Source organism: Flavobacterium sp. CLA17 (genome assembly GCF_013112255.2).
GTDB classification, from domain to species: domain Bacteria; phylum Bacteroidota; class Bacteroidia; order Flavobacteriales; family Flavobacteriaceae; genus Flavobacterium; species Flavobacterium circumlabens.
This window is the reverse complement of sequence record NZ_CP068294.1, coordinates 2686369-2703316: the sequence shown is the minus strand read 5'-3', so window position 1 is coordinate 2703316 and position 16948 is coordinate 2686369. Positions and strand designations below refer to the sequence as shown.

The 16948-nt window shown below is 36.6% G+C and carries 16 protein-coding genes; 1 reads left to right on the top strand and 15 read right to left on the bottom strand.

All coding sequences use genetic code 11. The annotated features are described in order from the left end of the window. Positions 1–692 precede the first annotated feature (692 nt). The 10 genes from HAV12_RS11050 to HAV12_RS11005 form a co-directional block, all read right to left on the bottom strand. Positions 693–1616 carry a HipA domain-containing protein gene (locus HAV12_RS11050; RefSeq protein ID WP_171571675.1) on the bottom strand — a complete coding sequence of 308 codons (924 nt, stop codon included), beginning with the start codon at positions 1614–1616 and terminating at the stop codon, positions 693–695. Further along, complete coding sequence (locus tag HAV12_RS11045; protein WP_171569714.1) at positions 1609–1923, bottom strand: HipA N-terminal domain-containing protein; 315 nt, start codon at positions 1921–1923, stop codon at positions 1609–1611. The genes HAV12_RS11050 and HAV12_RS11045 overlap by 8 nt, the downstream gene beginning before the upstream one ends. Then, positions 1920–2135: a helix-turn-helix domain-containing protein gene (locus HAV12_RS11040; protein WP_171569713.1), complete on the bottom strand. Its 216-nt coding sequence runs from the start codon at positions 2133–2135 to the stop codon at positions 1920–1922. Before HAV12_RS11040 ends, HAV12_RS11045 begins: the two co-directional genes overlap by 4 nt. Positions 2136–2229: 94 nt before the next feature. Then, the gene (locus HAV12_RS11035; RefSeq protein ID WP_171569712.1) at positions 2230–2514 is read right to left on the bottom strand and encodes a helix-turn-helix domain-containing protein; all 285 of its coding nucleotides are present in this window, start codon (positions 2512–2514) and stop codon (positions 2230–2232) included. 43 nt (positions 2515–2557) lie between these two features. After that, complete coding sequence (locus HAV12_RS11030) at positions 2558–2974, bottom strand: hypothetical protein (RefSeq protein WP_171569711.1); 417 nt, start codon at positions 2972–2974, stop codon at positions 2558–2560. A 960-nt stretch (positions 2975–3934) separates the two neighbouring features. Beyond that, on the bottom strand, positions 3935–5110 hold the full coding sequence (locus HAV12_RS11025) for an IS3 family transposase (RefSeq protein WP_171569710.1): 1176 nt from the start codon (positions 5108–5110) through the stop codon (positions 3935–3937). A 34-nt stretch (positions 5111–5144) separates the two neighbouring features. Beyond that, a complete protein-coding gene (locus HAV12_RS11020) occupies positions 5145–6230 on the bottom strand; it encodes an IS3 family transposase (RefSeq protein WP_171569709.1) in 1086 nt (361 codons plus the stop codon). Between the two features lie 300 nt (positions 6231–6530). Continuing rightward, complete coding sequence (locus HAV12_RS11015) at positions 6531–9032, bottom strand: T9SS type A sorting domain-containing protein (protein ID WP_171569708.1); 2502 nt, start codon at positions 9030–9032, stop codon at positions 6531–6533. A 1235-nt stretch (positions 9033–10267) separates the two neighbouring features. Continuing rightward, a complete protein-coding gene (locus tag HAV12_RS11010; RefSeq protein ID WP_171569707.1) occupies positions 10268–10759 on the bottom strand; it encodes a hypothetical protein in 492 nt (163 codons plus the stop codon). 67 nt (positions 10760–10826) lie between these two features. Then, on the bottom strand, positions 10827–11861 hold the full coding sequence (locus HAV12_RS11005; protein ID WP_171569706.1) for a hypothetical protein: 1035 nt from the start codon (positions 11859–11861) through the stop codon (positions 10827–10829). Positions 11862–12207: 346 nt separating this feature from the next. On the opposite strand from HAV12_RS11005, the gene HAV12_RS11000 reads away from it, so the two are divergent. Beyond that, a complete protein-coding gene (locus HAV12_RS11000) occupies positions 12208–13047 on the top strand; it encodes a helix-turn-helix domain-containing protein (protein ID WP_171569705.1) in 840 nt (279 codons plus the stop codon). On the opposite strand, the gene HAV12_RS10995 is transcribed toward HAV12_RS11000, so the two are convergent. The 5 genes from HAV12_RS10995 to HAV12_RS10975 form a co-directional block, all read right to left on the bottom strand. Continuing rightward, entirely contained in the window at positions 12984–13622 is a 639-nt protein-coding gene (locus tag HAV12_RS10995) for a cupin domain-containing protein (RefSeq protein ID WP_171569704.1), read from the bottom strand. The two genes, HAV12_RS11000 and HAV12_RS10995, sit on opposite strands and share 64 nt — an antisense overlap. Positions 13623–13641: 19 nt before the next feature. Further along, positions 13642–14652 (bottom strand): NAD(P)/FAD-dependent oxidoreductase, encoded by a 1011-nt coding sequence (locus HAV12_RS10990; RefSeq protein ID WP_171569703.1) that lies wholly within the window; start codon positions 14650–14652, stop codon positions 13642–13644. A 153-nt stretch (positions 14653–14805) separates the two neighbouring features. Beyond that, entirely contained in the window at positions 14806–15363 is a 558-nt protein-coding gene (locus tag HAV12_RS10985) for a cupin domain-containing protein (protein ID WP_171569702.1), read from the bottom strand. Between the two features lie 36 nt (positions 15364–15399). Further along, positions 15400–16191 (bottom strand): SDR family NAD(P)-dependent oxidoreductase, encoded by a 792-nt coding sequence (locus HAV12_RS10980; RefSeq protein ID WP_171569701.1) that lies wholly within the window; start codon positions 16189–16191, stop codon positions 15400–15402. Between the two features lie 135 nt (positions 16192–16326). Beyond that, a complete protein-coding gene (locus HAV12_RS10975) occupies positions 16327–16908 on the bottom strand; it encodes a TetR/AcrR family transcriptional regulator (protein WP_171569700.1) in 582 nt (193 codons plus the stop codon). Between the last annotated feature and the right edge of the window lie 40 nt (positions 16909–16948).

Sequence of the window (16948 nt, the reverse complement as noted above, 5' to 3'; positions counted from 1 at the left end):
GGCTAATAAAAAAAGGTTCTTAATACGTTTTATTAAGTAGTAAGTATCTAAAAAGCCACATTGCAAACGCTTTGATTTAGTTTATACAAGTAAAAGGGTACTCGTTCAAAACAATCAACAGATTGAGTTTTTACAGGAAGTTATTTTTGTAGTTTAAATCAGCTATATTTACGTTCAAAATAATAAAAAATGGAGGTTTTGAGACAAACTGACGTTAGCGAGCATAATGACAAAAATCGTGTAAAAAACGAATGAAAAAAAATAATAAAGCAACTTTTTTGGGTTCTGTCGCATCTGTCAGAATCAAATATAACACTTTAAGTAATTTAAAAGTTAGGCCGCCAATTTACAGAATGATTTAAACATAGTTATCCCTGGTGCAATCATCTGATTCTTTCTCAGCATATGCAAAACTTCAATTCCGCTCAATGTTCGTCTTGCTGATTCAAAGCTTTTAAAGCCTAACCCGTTTTGTATCCTCCATTTTAAAAACGATGATCCTGTTCTGTCATTAACTGCTCTGAAAATAATACATCCTGTATGCATTTTATAATACATTCAGATTATCGAAGTTGGAACTTGTCGGAAGCAATATAGATAAACGATTTTTGATGTAATTACAACTTTCAATCAATGAATTAAACCACAATAGCTAGCTAACTTTGTAAATCTATTAAATTATGTTCTTCAAATTAAAATCTGCTCAGTCTTTCGGTTAATAGCCGAATATACTTTTCTTTCATTTCCGATGATAAAAAAGAAATTTCGATTAATTCATTCCATTTTTGAGTGCTGTCAAACATTTTTCTTATTGTAAGATCAATTACTTTATCACTTAACTGTAATCGTTCTTTTCCAAAATATTCTATCAGATCACCGGATTTAAAATTACTTTTTTTTCCTTTTAAAGTAAGAGCCATTTCTTCCTGAGGATTTTTAATAGCGATAGATGAATTTAATAAGTCATATCCGGGAGTCAATCTAACCTGTCCAGATTTTGTCATTAGTGAAAAATTTTTCAAATGCATATCTTCATTTCCGGTTATAAAACAAAAAATAATTCTTTTGAAAAACTCAGCTTTTTCAACTGATGGAAAAGTGCAGTATTCGTCGATAACCTTTACAACTTTTTCCATTGTAAAATTGTATTTGGTATCTCTTGAACTTCCTGTCAGCTGGGCAAAATCCTCGGTAGCGTATTTTCTGTTTTTGCCATAGCGGTCAAATCTTTTTATAAAATATGATTTTGAGTTATCTTTTCCATACACCAGTCCATGCAGCGGTACGCTTATTCCAAAAAATTTGGCCATCCGCATAGTCAAATCTTCATTTTCAGGCAATTCAGGAAAAATGTCACTCTGAGGTTTTATAATGAAATTTCCGTGCTGATTTACAATCTCAAACTGCTGGTTTCTGGCAGACAGTATCGCGCTTAATTTTGGCTGTACACCCTGAATTGATAACTTAGTTGCCCGTTGTGCTGCTTCCTGTCTCAATTCTGATGCAGAGAATGGAAGGCTTTCAAGGGTTTTTAAATAAGGTGAAAGCATTCGCAAACCTGCTTCACTGTATAAATTTTCACCGCATGGTTCATATGTAATTAGACATCTATTCATTATCAATTGCTTTTACAGTTACAGCTCCTACTAGATCACCCCCGATTGCAATAAGCTGTGATAAATAATCTTTTTTATCAATCTTACTTATCTTTAAAAGTCCCTCGAGCATAATTCCTTCAGGAAGAAGTCCTTCGAAAAAAGGGGGGAAATCGTTAAATGAATATGTTCTATGACTTACAGGCATAGTTAATGAAACAGGTGCTAAGGCATAATCATTATCATATGTAAATTGATATTTTCCATAATCATCTTCGGAAAGAATTCCCGCTCTAATATCATGAACGTAAACAATGGCACTTCTCATAATTTATTTTTTAGAGGACTTATTAATCTAATATCTATATTTAAAACTTTTATGACAGCCTTTAAGTTATCCCATCTTATCGACTCTTTATTTTTCTCTATATCGAAAACCGTAGTTTTTCCAATACCTGCAAGGTCTGCAAGCTGCAACTGTGTTAGTCCAGCTTCTTTACGATGCATTTTAATAAATGCACCTAAATTAAAATCTTCCATTTTTACCGTTTTAACAGTAAATATACACATATTAGTTCATAAACCAAAAAAATGAAATGAATTAAGTGCTGTTTTACTGCTTTAGCGGTAAAATTCAAGTACCAATATTCTTACTAAGAATTTCCTCAATCTTTACACTGTCGTATAGAAATATATCTCCCAATTTGGTATATGGAAGCACTCCCGTCTGCCTATATTTTATAATAGTATTATTAGACAGCCCAAATATCTTTTTTAAATCTTCATTTCTGTAATAAGCAGGTCTCAAGGTTTTCCCTTTACTGATTTTTGAATCGATCATTTCCAATTTTAGTATTAAAGGATCTATAATATTTTTAATCTCCATTATAAAAGCCTGTCTCTTTTCTTTCTTTGTCATAATTGAATTGTCTGTTAATGTTATAAATTTTCTCTTCCTCAGCTTACCAGTTCTCAAGTTTTCTTTTCCGCTCCATCAATATTCCAATCAAGTCATCTAAAAATTTTATCTGTTTCTCTTTATAAGTATAACCTTTACACTCGGAAAACTGTCTGCTTATTCTAGTTATTTTTTTCTGAACTCCTTCATTATCTCTATATGTAAAATTTCCACTTATAAATTCCTGAAAACTGATCCGATTTTTTTTTACATCAGCTGAATCAAAAAATAACAGACCTTCATCCATCAAGATATAGAAAAGAATTGCAAGTTCACTTTTACTGTAAGAGCTTTTGCATCTTTCAGACGATGATAGATTATTTTGAGATTCATTTAAAATCATTAAGTTTTCAATCTTTTTTACCCTCATATCGAGTTTAAAAAAATTATCTAAAATATCATAGGTCTTGGATTTCGTCATTTAAATAAGTTGTTATTTCTGATTTTTTTTTTCAGCAGAAGTTTCTGTCGGACAATCACCAACAATGCTTGTATGTTATTAAAGCTGTAAAACCAATCTGATTATAAACAATGCTAAAATAATTGTCGAAAATGGGATTATCTGTGCCATTTGTCACATTCCAATCTTTTATTTATTTATTTAACATTTAAGTATTTACACTACAATTAACTAGCACTAAGCCCCAGCAGACATGATGAATTTGAATATAATATGTATTTTAACAAGATCATGTATAAGAGTAAAAATCTCCGAATTTTCCAGTATTAATAATTTTTACTGTTAAAGCAGTAAAAATGTATTTTAAAAACTTCAAAGTATCAAAAAGGAATATCAAATAGCTTTTTTACCGCTAAAGCAGTAAATATTACAATACTTGATTATAATGAGTTCAGGAAAATTCTATGTCAGAATGAGAAATAATTACGGATTCAAAAAACGCTTCAATATAATGGATCGATGTTCGTCATTTCAATCAAAAACACCTAATATGTATGAAATAACAAACATTAGCAACAATATTAATATTAAAATTTATAAATCAATAATGGAAAAAATATCGGAGTAAAACTACAGCTTCTGATATCTTTTAAAAAAAATCACAAGATTTAGATACAATAGTAAAATAAATTAAATGCAATAAATTTGAAATTGTTAAACATTGTTCATTAAATCTCACTGTTCATTTAAAATGGACAAGCTAAAAAAATGAACAATTTATCTGGAGTGGACACCTTTTTTGCCACAAAAAGTTAAGGCAGTTTTTAAAGATATTTCACTGGACTAAGTTTTGTGGCAAAATCGTGGCATTTCACATTTTTTAAAATCAAAAATTCAGCGAAATCAAACCCTAGGAAGTTTAGGTTCTAATCTGCAGCTGAACATTTATTTTAGGTAATAATACTTACTTATATTGATAAACTAAAAAACAACACCATAGAGGGATTTATTAATATTTTCAAATTCTTCGATGGTTTTATAGCCTAAAGATGAATGTCTTCTTTTTTTATTATACCAATTTTCAATGTATTCGTATACTTCGGTTCTCATCTGTTTTCTCGGCAAAAGTTTATTCCCATTAATTAATTCTTTTTTAAAAGAGCCGAAAAAACTTTCGGAAACGGAATTGTCGTAATGATCTTGTCTACGATTCATACTTCGCCTCATAAATTTATAAGAGTCTAATTTATCAGTGAAAATTTTATTAGCATATTGAGAGCCTCTATCAGAATGGAAAATTAATTCTTTAGTGATTTTCCTGTTTTTAACGGCCATTTCCCATGCAGGCAAAGTAGTTGCTTTAGTGCTCATTGTGTCGCTTAAATTCCATCCAATAATTTTCCTATCAAATAAATCCATTATAATTGTAAGATACAAAAAGCCTCTCATAGTTTGTATATATGTAATGTCTGACACCCAAGCTTTAGCAGGCTCACTAACTGTAAATTCTCTATTTAAAACATTTTTAGATACATAATGATTATGAATTGAATCAGTTGTCGCCTTAAATTTTCTTTTGGTTTTTCTACGAAGGCCTAATGTTTTCATATAAACATGTATCCGGGAACTTGACATTTTAAATCCTCTCTTTTCAAGTTCTTTAGCAATTTTTTCTGCTCCGTATTTTTGCTTAAATTCATAAAATATAGCTGTAATTTGCTCTTTTAATAAGTTTATTCGAATTTCTGTAGCTGAAAGTTCTCGTTTTTTTCTTAAATAATACGTGGCTCTAGATACTTGTAATACGGCACATATTTTTGTAACCGAAAATTCAGATTTATTGCTTTCTATGAATTTTTTAGTCATTACTTTTCCTTGAGTCACATATTTACTGCCCCTTTTTAAAATTTCCAGTGTAAGTTCTGAATCTTTAACCTTCTTTTCAAGGTTCGCAATGATAGCTTGTTCAGTAGTTAATTTTAAGTGACCACTTCCACAAAAACTTCCTGTTCCAAATTTCTCAAAGTCTTTTCGCCAAGTGTACAAGGAATCTGGAGCTATTCCTAATTCTCTTGCAAAACTTGCAATCTGCTTTTTGCCTCGCTCATAACTTAATTTAACTGCGTTTTCTTTGAAAGTACGATCGTATTTCATCATAGTCAGAAGTTTGATAATTTATAGCAGAATATTTTTAATGGAGATTTTCAAGATATTCAAATATTTTTTCTTCCATTTGGTTTTTGGTTAGAAGCATATTTAAATCGACTAACTCAGATTTAAGGTGAGTAAAAAAGGTTTTAGGAACACTATTGTCTAAATGATTCTCTTGTCGACTCATACTTCGTATAATATACTTATAAGAGTCTAATTTACGGTTAAACATCTTATTTGCATATTGAATTCCTCTATCGGAGTGAAATATCAAACCCGATTTTGTTTCACGATTTTGAACAGCCATGTCCCAGGCTGGTATTGTAGTCTCTTTAACGGTTAATCCATTGCTCAGGCTCCAACCGATAATTTTTCTATCAAATAAATCCATAATAATAGTTAGAATTAAAAGTCCTTTCATCGTTTGAATACGAGTTATCCCAGATACCCAAATTTTAGCAGGTTCTCCAACTGTAAATTGTTGATTTAAAATATTAGGAAAAACAAAAGGATTATAACGTGAAACAGTTTTGATTTTATAATTTCTTCTTACCTTGCTAACGAGACCTAGCTCACTCATATGGTTAGCAACTTGTCGTTGTTGTATCGTAAAGCCTCGACTTTGTAATTCTGCAGCAATTCTTGCACTCCCATATATTTCTTTATATTCAAAGAATATGGAAGTTATTTGTTCTTGTAATAAAATGATTTGGCGTTTGCTTGGCGATATTATCTCACGCTTCCACTTTAAATATGTCCCCTTATTAATACTTAAAACTTCACTCATTTGTGAAAGGGAATACTTGTCTGAATTCTTTTCAATAAAATCAAAAATAATTGTCTTTCCTTGATCAAGATATTTACTACCATTTCTAAAAATCTCAATTTTAAGTTCTGATTCTTTAAGCTTTCTTTTAAGTTCGGAAAATCTTTTAATTTCGGCAGTCTTAAAGTAGCCTCTTCCACAGAAACTTCCTGTTCCAAATTTATCAAGTTCATCTCGCCAATAAGTCATTAGAGAAGGCGATATACCTAGTTCTTTTGCAGCTTTTGACATACCTATCTCATAACTTAATTGGACAGCTTTCAATTTGAAACTTCGGTCGTAAATTTTAAGTTTTTTCATTTATGAAAGTTCAGATTCTTTATCGGTGAATGTAAGCAATTTAATGACCTAGATGTATAAACAGTAATAGAGAACGAAATACGACCTATTTCGTTCTCTTTATTGATCAACTTCCTTTTGATACACTAAGGTACAATAAAAGCATTTTAAGGCTTTTTAAAATATCAAAAACAAAAGAGACGACCTGCAGGTCGTCTCTTTTACCATTCAAAAATTACAAATTTATATTCTCTTTCACGTAGTTAAATCGCTAATATGTAAAAACACCTAATCTGATACACTACCAATTACGCCGAGCACCTACTTTTTAACAAACCGCATCACACCATCGCCCAGTTCCGTCCTCACCCGCATTAAATAGCTTCCATTGGCAAGTGTTGTAACATTCACATCGCCTTGGGGTCCGGGTCTTACATTTTCAAGTACCGACTGCCCTAAAAGATTATACACTGTTACTGACTGAACATTAACTTGTTTGGGAATACTGATGAATACCATATCGCCCGCAGGAACAGGATAAAGCGCCAATTTAATCGTTTCAAATGATATAGTATGCAAAGACGTCTGCACCGTCACGGCCGAAATATTCGTCACAACAGGGAGATTGTAGTCAAAATAAATCGAAGCTATATTCTCTAGCACAGCACCTTCTGTAAGCGAATTCAATGAACGAATTTTAAAAACCAAATAGCCATCATTATTCTCATCAGCAAACCCAAGCTGTATGTTGTTGAACATAAACTCGACCTGATTACCTTGTATCACGCGGGTAGTAAAAGGATGGCTACCGTCTACTGGACTCAAACTAGCGATATCAAATTTAGTGGTATCAATCATATCGGTCACCTTAATGTTTTGCGCCGATGCCGTACCCAAATTCTCGAATCGGATGCGGTAATACATATAATCACCTACATGTTCCGGGCGCACATAGTCACCTCCGAGGCAAATCTTATCATTAGGATCAAACGAATTTACTACCGTTTGCTCCAATGTAGCTTCATTATTTGTCGCAACTTCGTCTTGAGCAATGTTTGCCACTACTGAAAATTTCAATATATCATTGGCATTCAATGGTGGCGTATCGGTAGGGCTGTTTAAGTTTAGTTTTACAATATATTTAACTTCAGATAACGGCAATAAACCCTCAACATTCCATGTCACCGAGCCAAAACCTGCGCTTGCGGCCAAAGGGGTACTTTGGATGTATTCCGCCGTAGCGGCATCGTACGTAAATCGTACAGTACCTGTTGCCGTTTGATTGCCATTGTTCCTAACCAAAACTTTATAATAGGCGTCAAAACCTGGTGTCGCTCGGTTAATTGGCACTATTACAACCGACAAATCATGGTGGCTTCCGACTGCGGTCACACAGAAATTCTGGTTTGCATAATTCGTTGCCGATGGCATATTCAGACTGATACTTGATGGCGAAACGCTGAACCAAGTCGGATTTTCAAGTATAGGTGTGATAACACTTGTGCCATTTTTGAGCATTACGCCATGGTAACCATTGGAACTGGAATAATAAGAACTTTGGGTCGCACCGTTCACCAGTTTGTACTTAAGGTACGGAAATCCGGGATCGGCATCGGTACACCCGTTATTTTGCATGTCAAGTCGGGTATAGCCGTTTACAAGGTAGCTATCAGTACCGAGCAAGCGAATCATGTTGGTCTTATTATTCTGGCCTCCAATATTTCCATAATCACCACAGTGCAAGATCATACCGTCAGGTTGCTGCACGACCCTGCGCACCTCCGAGTATTCTGTAATCCTAACGCTAGTACCAGTCGTCGATGGCGAAAAAGAATAAGTTACTGAACCGTTTGGTAACAGCATAGCAATACCATAAATACTGCTCGCGCTAAAATTACCTCCAATCAGGATATTGCCGTTAGGTCGCACCAAAATGTCATTTACCACAGGTTCTGTGTCATATATTGGAGATGTAAATGTGTTGTCATAACTTCCGTCGGGGTGCAGCCGTGCTAAGCTCTTAGAATTGTTTCCGTCGCATGTATCGAACCTTCCGCCCACCAGTATTTTTCCGTCAGGCTGTAATGCCAATGAAGACGTATAACCATTCCGACCTATAAAACTGGTGCTGATATCAAATGTCGGATCTATTGTGCCGTTGGCATTTAGTTTTTCAATATTGTAGTACGTAACCGCCCCTCCTGGATCTAACATTGAGCCGGCTACAATCAACTTGCCATCTGGCAATACCAATACGGCCCTGCAAGACTGTATTTCGGGATGCTCATCATAAAAAGTGGTATCTAAAGCACCATCGGCGGTCAGGCGAAGCAGTTTTTTAGAAGAGTCATTTCCAACCAGTAGCTTCCCGTCTGGCAACAAGGTCAAACAGTAAATATAAGAAGACGCTGGCAAAGCTGGCGTGTCGAAGGTTGTATCAATACTACCGTCGGTGTTCAGCCGAATCATAGGTTTGATTACACCTGCTACGGTAAATTGGGAGCCCAATATAATTTTGCCATCGGATTGTATCAGTATCAGACATTTATGCGTATTTGCCGTATTATCGGTCAATACCCTAAAAGCAGCATCACTCGAACCGTCTGCATTGAGTCGTTCTATGGTTCGCGTCCATCCCGTATCGTAATCATATTGGGTAGCCGCAATGACAATTTTGCCGTCGGACTGAAGCGCCATATCGTTGACTTGTTTTTCATAATTATTCCAAACCGTGGCAGGAATAAATCCCGGATCGGCACTAGCTGCATTTTGCGCTTGAAATAAAGAAGGAAGCAATAACAGTAAAAGTAATAGTTTTCGCATATTTCAGATTTTGGCCAAAGATAGTAAAGTAATGATAAGAAAGGTATTTAAATTGCAAGTGATGTGGAAGTTTAATATGTAGTTATCGGGTTTTATCATACAAGTTGCTCATAAATTAATCCAACATCAGTCAACTTAAAAACAAATCTTTTTTATAGACATCTTCCAAGTCAAATATAAATTTAGGTCTATTCTGAAATTCTGTAATAATTAGTTTGTTATCCTCTATTATTATGTTTTTAAATAATCTCACAAAACAAACCTCATCGGGAAGTGTTTTTATCAGTACATCATTTAATAACAACTGCTTACTAATAGTATCTGACGCAATTAAAATTAGAATAAAACTAGATGCTGAAAATTTACATATTAATTCAATCTCTAAATTTTGATCTTTAAACTTCTTTTTTTTATGTCTCCATTCATTGATAAAATTTTCTTTTTTTAACTGCTCACTTATACTAAATAATTCTGTGAGATCAATATTCTTAGATTTAGATATATAATGATAACCTGATTGATGAGTTTCAAGTAGTAATCATTTTTTTCAATTTCATTAAGCTTCAAATACAAATCTTTATCGACACTCAATTACTTTGTGATAGATTACAAGTAAAAAACAAAATAAAATTACTTCTAATATATTTTATATATTTGTCTCAACCACTGGGTTAATGTGTTCTTAGAAAATATAATTCTACAAATTGACAAATACACTTTTTTCAATTGAAAATCAATAAAAATTTGTTTGTTGTTGTTTCGTTTTACTTTGTTCAGATCGGTACTTTACTTGTACCTCGACATCTGTTAACCCCAGTTAATACTGGAATACCAATTTCTGCATCGGAAAATAACAATTAATAAACCAGTAAGTAGAACACCCATTAAAAAAAACTCCCATAAAAAAGGGCTGTCCCACCCGAACAGCCCTCCAACTTCTACAATAAATAGTTACAAAGTCGCTTTATGAACCGTTAGTGCGGCTATAAAGCCGTCTACTTCCTCTATCTCATTTTCAATACGCTGTACAGCCAGTCCAGACATACAATAAATTTAGAGAAAGGGATATTTCGCAACTGTTGACATTGCCATAAAGCTCCATCAGAGGCTGACTGTCTTTGTGCGAAGGGCTTTTAGTACATACATGCTGAGAAAGTAAATTGAATTTTCCGGATTAACACAATCAAGTAGAAGCATAATTAAAATTTGACATGGTATTAAAATTGAAAAGCAGTTCAGACCGTTTCTCCCACCGGAGTCCGGGCTAGTCTTTTGGCATTAGAAACTAAAAACGCACTGATGCGCTCCTGCAGAACCCTCTGGGCAAAATGCCGAAAGAGTATGTCCCAGAGTACAGTGGAGATAAAAAAAGTATATTCACATCGGAGCGTAGTCTTATCATTCCCGAAATCGGTAAAGGTGAACTGGTAAATGATACTGTCCAGTCCCGCAAATTTTTTGGAGGTAAATCCAGTGAGAAGTACCGAAAAACTCTCCTGATCCACATAAGTGATCAGTCGCTGTTTGATCGTATTAAAGTCTTCAAAGTAAATAGTGCGCTCGCAGCCTGGAACACTGTAGTCCCTTTCAAATATAGGATGCAGAAAAACAGGAAGATACCAGAGTTTTTCAAAAATCTTCAGCAGATCGTAGGCAAATATGTGCTGAAATACGTCGCGTCGAGGTGCGGCTATGATAATAGAGGAATGTAATTTCCTGGTCTTCATAAATCAGGGTTTAAAAAGTGATACAAAAAAAGCTCCTGTCTCAACAGGAGCTTACTTGGAAGTGGGTTTATTTACATTTGTATTCAATATTCAGCTTTACGGTCTGGTAATGAGGAGTTGTAGTGATAACAACTGAACCAAATGGACCGTTAGACTTTCGTCTTGTAATATTTTTTAAGACTGCTTTTTCAAAAGTTGGAAAACCGTCGGCATCGTATTCATACGAATAATCGATATTGGTTGTGTCGCGTGTCCCGTAACGGTACGCAATAATTTCGATATTTTTCAGCATATTCTTGCTGTTGCTGGCCTCATGCACCTGAAAATACTGGGCAATATGATCCACTGACTGGTACTGCAGTGAAGCACTCTGCGCAATATTGGCCAGAATACGTAGTCCCAATGGTCCGTCGAAAAGAGACTGTACTTTGGTTTCCTTATCTTCATAAGTGTATTTGTAATCTGCATTGTAATATTCCTTGGCGTCGGTATCAAACAAATTCTTGGTAGTCTTTTTGCTCAGATTCCCGTTCGTAAATTCATAGGTATTACTCAGATCCATACCGTTATCATTACCTTCTTTAATAGTGGTAATCTTGCTCATAATGCCATTGGCATCATATTCCGCATTGGTATAATAAATCAGTTTACCTGCAGCATCATATTCTGATTGTTTGCTTACTTTCCCGTTGGTATTATATTCCAGTACATAGTGGCCGTCAGGCTTGTCTTGGGTAGTTTTGTTTACTTTTTCCGGTTTGCCTGCCGCATTGTAGGTAACCGTATAAATCGTTTTAACAGGAGGATCGGACAGCTTTCGGTCGTTGACCATATTGGTCGTAAACTCAATCGCCTGATCTTTGGCATTGTACTTTACATCTATTTTATGAAGACCGTACATAATCTGGCTGGGCTTCTTTTTACAGGCAAGTGCGTCCACGGGATTGTTGGCCACAGGATCTTTTGGAGTAGTGCCTTCTTCCGTTGGGTCAGTTTCCGCCTCAGAAGGCTCGCTGCTGCAGGCTGCAGCTAATAACACACTAACTAAGGCAATAGCCAAAAAACGAAAAGACAATAGGGAGATTTTAAAGGTTGTTTTCATGTAGGTATTTTTTAAGATTCTTTAAAGATAAATTCTGATTTTTTCATTGTAATTTTAAAGGCGATTCAGGTCTTGTAAAAAGGCTGAACAATATGCAGGGCAGCGGAGGCGGTCCCAATGGGATTTTTGCCAGCAAGGGAACTTCAAAAAAAGAAGTCCTCATCAAGAAAAACGGCAGTGTTTTCATTAGTAATAATTTAGGGTTTAACTTTTAATGCATGCAAATCTAATTAGGGACTCAATAAAAAGAGTGGGACATATTTCTCAAAGACTTGACGAATTTTCCCAACCGCATTTTTAAGAACAGAATTTCTATAGTTTTGCACCGAATAATACCAGTTTGTCTATGCAGCTCGAACACCTGTGCCCCAAAACAAAAGGGAAATTGATCTTTACCCACCTCGAAAAGAGGCCTGCTTATTTCAATAAAAATGGTCTCGATAAAGACCTATTGTTAACCATCGCCCTCAATGGGGAACAGGCGCAGGAAATTATCATTAACGGCATAACTCATCAATTTCCCGCCTACAGTATTATTCCATTGGTATCGGCACAGGATTACAATTTTGAAAAACCCGAACAGATCACCGCATGGCAGTACTCTAGGGATTTTTACTGCAACGTTGACAGTTATTTTGAAATCAGCTGTTTTGGTGTGTTGTTTTTTGGTTACCGTGGCAGCCAGTTCCTGCAATTAAATGAAGCCGGCCGTGAAAAATTTTCTGTACTCCGGCAGCTCTTCATAGAGGAATTCCAAACTATCGACACCATTCAGACCGATATGCTTCAGATGCTGCTCAAACGTCTCATTATCCTCACCACCAGACTGGCCAAAGAACAATATCTGGCAGGAAAAATATATGAAGAAGAAAAATTTGACCTCATCCGGCAATTCAATATACTGGTCGATCAGGATTTTAAGACCCAGCACAAGGTCAGCCACTATGCACAGCGACTGCACAAAACGCCGAAAACTCTCACCCGCATTTTTAGCGGTTTCAACTATAGCACCCCCTCACAAATCATACAGGATCGGATTATCATGGAGGCCAAAAGACTTTTTACCTATACCACACTATCGGTTAAAGAAATAGCCTATGAACTCGGCTTTCGTGATGCAGGTCATTTTAGCCGTTTTTTTAAAAAAGCCACCAACCTGAAACCATCTGATTTTCGAAAACAATAACCATAAAAGGCACCGGCCTTATTCTCCATCCCGGAATATTTTTTATAGACCGCTCTATACCCTAAAATGCGCCCAACGGGTGCAAGCGCATTCACCAGAACGTTCTGTAATCCAAGGGGAACATCAGCCAGTACTCTTTTGCTGTCTATATATTTAAGCAGTACCATCTGCTGCAGGAATCCAATTTTTCCCTTTCGGATTTTTCCGTCACAGCTCAGCCCGTGAAGAGTTTCCAACAGGTAATCAAAGTCCAGCGCAGGAGAAATGGTCTGTATATAAACCACTTTTCCTAAGTGGTTGTTATAATGATTGTGTGGGCGGTCACTGGGGAAAAACCACTCTCCACCCGGGTATATGATTATTTTCTCCCGCCTGTCCACGACAGTGAGTTTGCCGGAAATAACCTCAAAGAATTCATCCTGTACCTTATGAATATGAGCAGGCATTCGGATTCCCCTTGATTTTATAGTAACCTTTACCCTAATATAATCACCATTGGTATCGGCAGCCGTTTCTAAAAATTCATATGTATCTCCCGTATGCGGATTTTCAAGTATCTGACCTTTGTGTGGCATAAGCTGTGCTGGATATTAATTAAAAAGTATCATCTGTAAGTTCCTTATTAATCATGGCTCCAGCCACAGTACCCGATGCCACCGCATTGGAAACAGAACGTAACGGATTGGCACTATCACCACAGGCAGAAATACCATACACGGAAGTTTTCTGGAATTCATTCACTTTTATGAGTCCCTGAGAAGTAAGATCACAACCAAGGGCAAAAGGCAGTACGCACTGCTGTACAAAAGGCAGCTTGGCATATAAGACGCTCAGTGGATGGTCGGTTAAATCAGAAAATACAATCTGCTCCAGATTCCCTTCCTGATGTTCAAAATAGGCAATAGGTTTTTCAATTACTTTGATATGATGGAACTGTAATTTTTTCAACTGTACCTCCGTAAGAGTAGCGGGACCATTGGTAAACAAGCTCAGATCCTGCGACCAGTTCGAAAGCATTTTGGCAAATTCAAATCCCGAATCTCCATTGCCCAGAATTCCTGTAGGTTTGTTTTTAACCTCATAGCCATGGCAAAAAGGACAATGGATAATGGATTTACCCCAGCAGGCTGCAAAACCATCCAACTGTGGCATAATATCTTTGACCCCAGTGGCGAAAATGAGTTTCTTAGCCCTAATAACAGCCCCCGAAACCAGACAAACTTCGAAACCTTCATTGATTTTATTGGCCATAATGGCGAGTCCTTCATGAAACCTTACTGTATCGTAAAATAATACCTGCTCCTTGGCAATAGCAGCAATCTCTTTGGGAGTCTTGCCATCCTGGGTCAGGAAGTTATGCGAATGTGGTGTCTGGATATTGCAGGGATGACCACTATCAACAATTAAAACCTTTTTGAGTGCCCTACCCAAAGCCATCCCTGCAGAAAGTCCAGCATAACTCCCTCCTATTATAATCACATCAAAAAATGAGGCATCATCCATAATATCGTATTTTTCTAAAGAAATGAGACCTAAAGGCAGCATCAATGCAGTAAGTCCCAGTCCCGATTGTTTTATAAAAGTTCTTCTCGACGTGCTTTGCATAATAATGTCGGTGAATGATAACGTTTTTAATGCTGGCAAAGTTCATTAAAGAGGAGCTTATAAAAAATGGATATATGGCGTAATGTCTTAACTGTATGGGACAAGTTGTTTTATTTTCTAAAAAATTAGGTTGAGTATGATTTGCAGCTGTTCTTATTTTTCGATGCCTGAATACTTTTTGTATACCGCCCTGTATCCCAGAAGTCGTCCAAGAGGTGCAATTGTATTGAGTAATATTTTTTGAACGCCTAGTGGAATATCGGCCAGGACACTTTTACTGTCGATGTAGCGCAGCAGTACCAACTCCTGCATGAGGCCCGCTTTGCCGTTTGGCATTTTCCCTTCAGAACTGAGTCCCACGATGGTTTCAAGCAAATGCTCAAAGTCCAGCGCCGGAGATACGGTCTGAATGTATACCGCCGGGGTATGATGCTCATTGTAATGATTGTGCGCTTTGCCTTTTGGCAAATCAATGGCTTCCCCTGGTGTCAGTACATATTTTCGGCCTTCTGAGAACACCGTCAGATGCCCGGATAGTACCTCAAATTTTTCATGCTGAAATGTGTGGATATGATTGGGAACCAGAGCCCCTTTGGATTTTAAGGTAATCCTGACCTTTACCTGTTTCCCTGCTGTATCGGCAGCAGTTTCAATGAATTCATACACATCCCCGGTGGCTGGATTCTCCAGCTTTTGACCTTTAATTGGCATACTTTTGTTATTTGAAGATTATTAAATTGGATTTTATTAAAGTGACGTTAAAACACCTCCATCTACCCGGGTTACCGCGCCGTTGGTTGCTGAGGCCAAAGGACTGCAGAGATACGTAACGGTACTGGCAATTTCTGATGGGCTGATAAATCGCTGTAAAAGTGAGGTTGGATTGGTATTTTGTATAATTATTCCCTTCATCTGTTCCTCCGTTAAATCCTGTGCCTTGGCAATCTGAGTAACTGCAGCGGCAACACCATCAGAATAAGTTGGTCCCCCTAAAACAGCATTGATCGTCACCTGCGTATTCTTAGTGAGTTTAGCCAGACCATTGCTAATCGACAATAATGCCGTTTTGGTCATGCCGTAGTGGATCATATTCTCCGGAATATTAACTCCAGATTCACTACTGATAAACACTACCCTGCCCCAGCCTCTGGCAATCATTTTAGGAAACAATCTCCTGGAAAGCCTGATACTGCTCAGTACATTGACTTCAAAAATAGAAAGCCACTGCTCATCGGTAATCTCGGTAAAATTCCTGAGTTCAAATACCCCTACATTATGGATCAGTATATCCACCTGGGGCAACGAATTGATTAAGGTATCAACCTGTTCGCCGCTCAAAAAATCGGCCACTATTCCCGAGACAGCAGCCTCTGGAAGTTCGGCTTTGAGTTTTTGCAAAGCAGCGGCAAGTTTTTCCTCACTTCTTCCGTTAATGATAACTGTAGCTCCTTCGCGAAGGAGCTGCTGGGCAATGGCAAAACCAATGCCCTGCGTTGAGCCGCTAATAAAAGCGGTCTTTGATTGCAACTGTAAATCCATTCTATATTTATTATTGTATTGATTACTACAAAAATTCTCCAAAAAAAAACAATCCCTACTATCCCTTACTGAAAATGGAATTTCAGACTATTTATTTTGTATTGATTACTACAAAAATTAGTAAAAAAAAGCAGCCTAGCTCAAAATACTAAGCTGCATTTCTATTTGTTCTTTAAGTATTGCACGGTCCGGATACATACGTCTAGTGACATTAAAGCCACTCCAGAACGTAATTAAATAACGTCCCAAAATTGCAGCACTGGTCTGGTTTTTAATCGTTCCGTCCTGCTGTGCTTTGGCAATGACATCCACATACATTTGTTCCACTTCTTTTAAGACTCTTACCGCCTCTTCTTCCAATGCCTGATCTACAAAGGTCATTTCCGTTACAGTATTAACAATCAAACAGCCCTGCAGATGAGTCTGTCTATCTGCATTTGCAAGAGAACGGTAAAAATCTTTGATTACCTCAAGAGGCGATGCACTGGTATCAACTTCAGCTTTAAATTCAGCAAAGGCCTCTCTGCGTTGTTGTATTGCCCTGGAAAACAATTCTTTTTTACCCCCCTTGAACGTATTGTAAAAACTGCCGCTGCCGATCTCCATGGCTTTTAGCAAATCTTCAAGTGAAGTTGCCGTATACCCTTTTTCCCAAAAGACATGCTGTGCCTTTTGCAGCAGTTCCTGTTCCTTAAAAATCGTAGGTCTTCCTCTCATGATATTATTTTTGTAATGATCGATACAAAAATAGAATCTT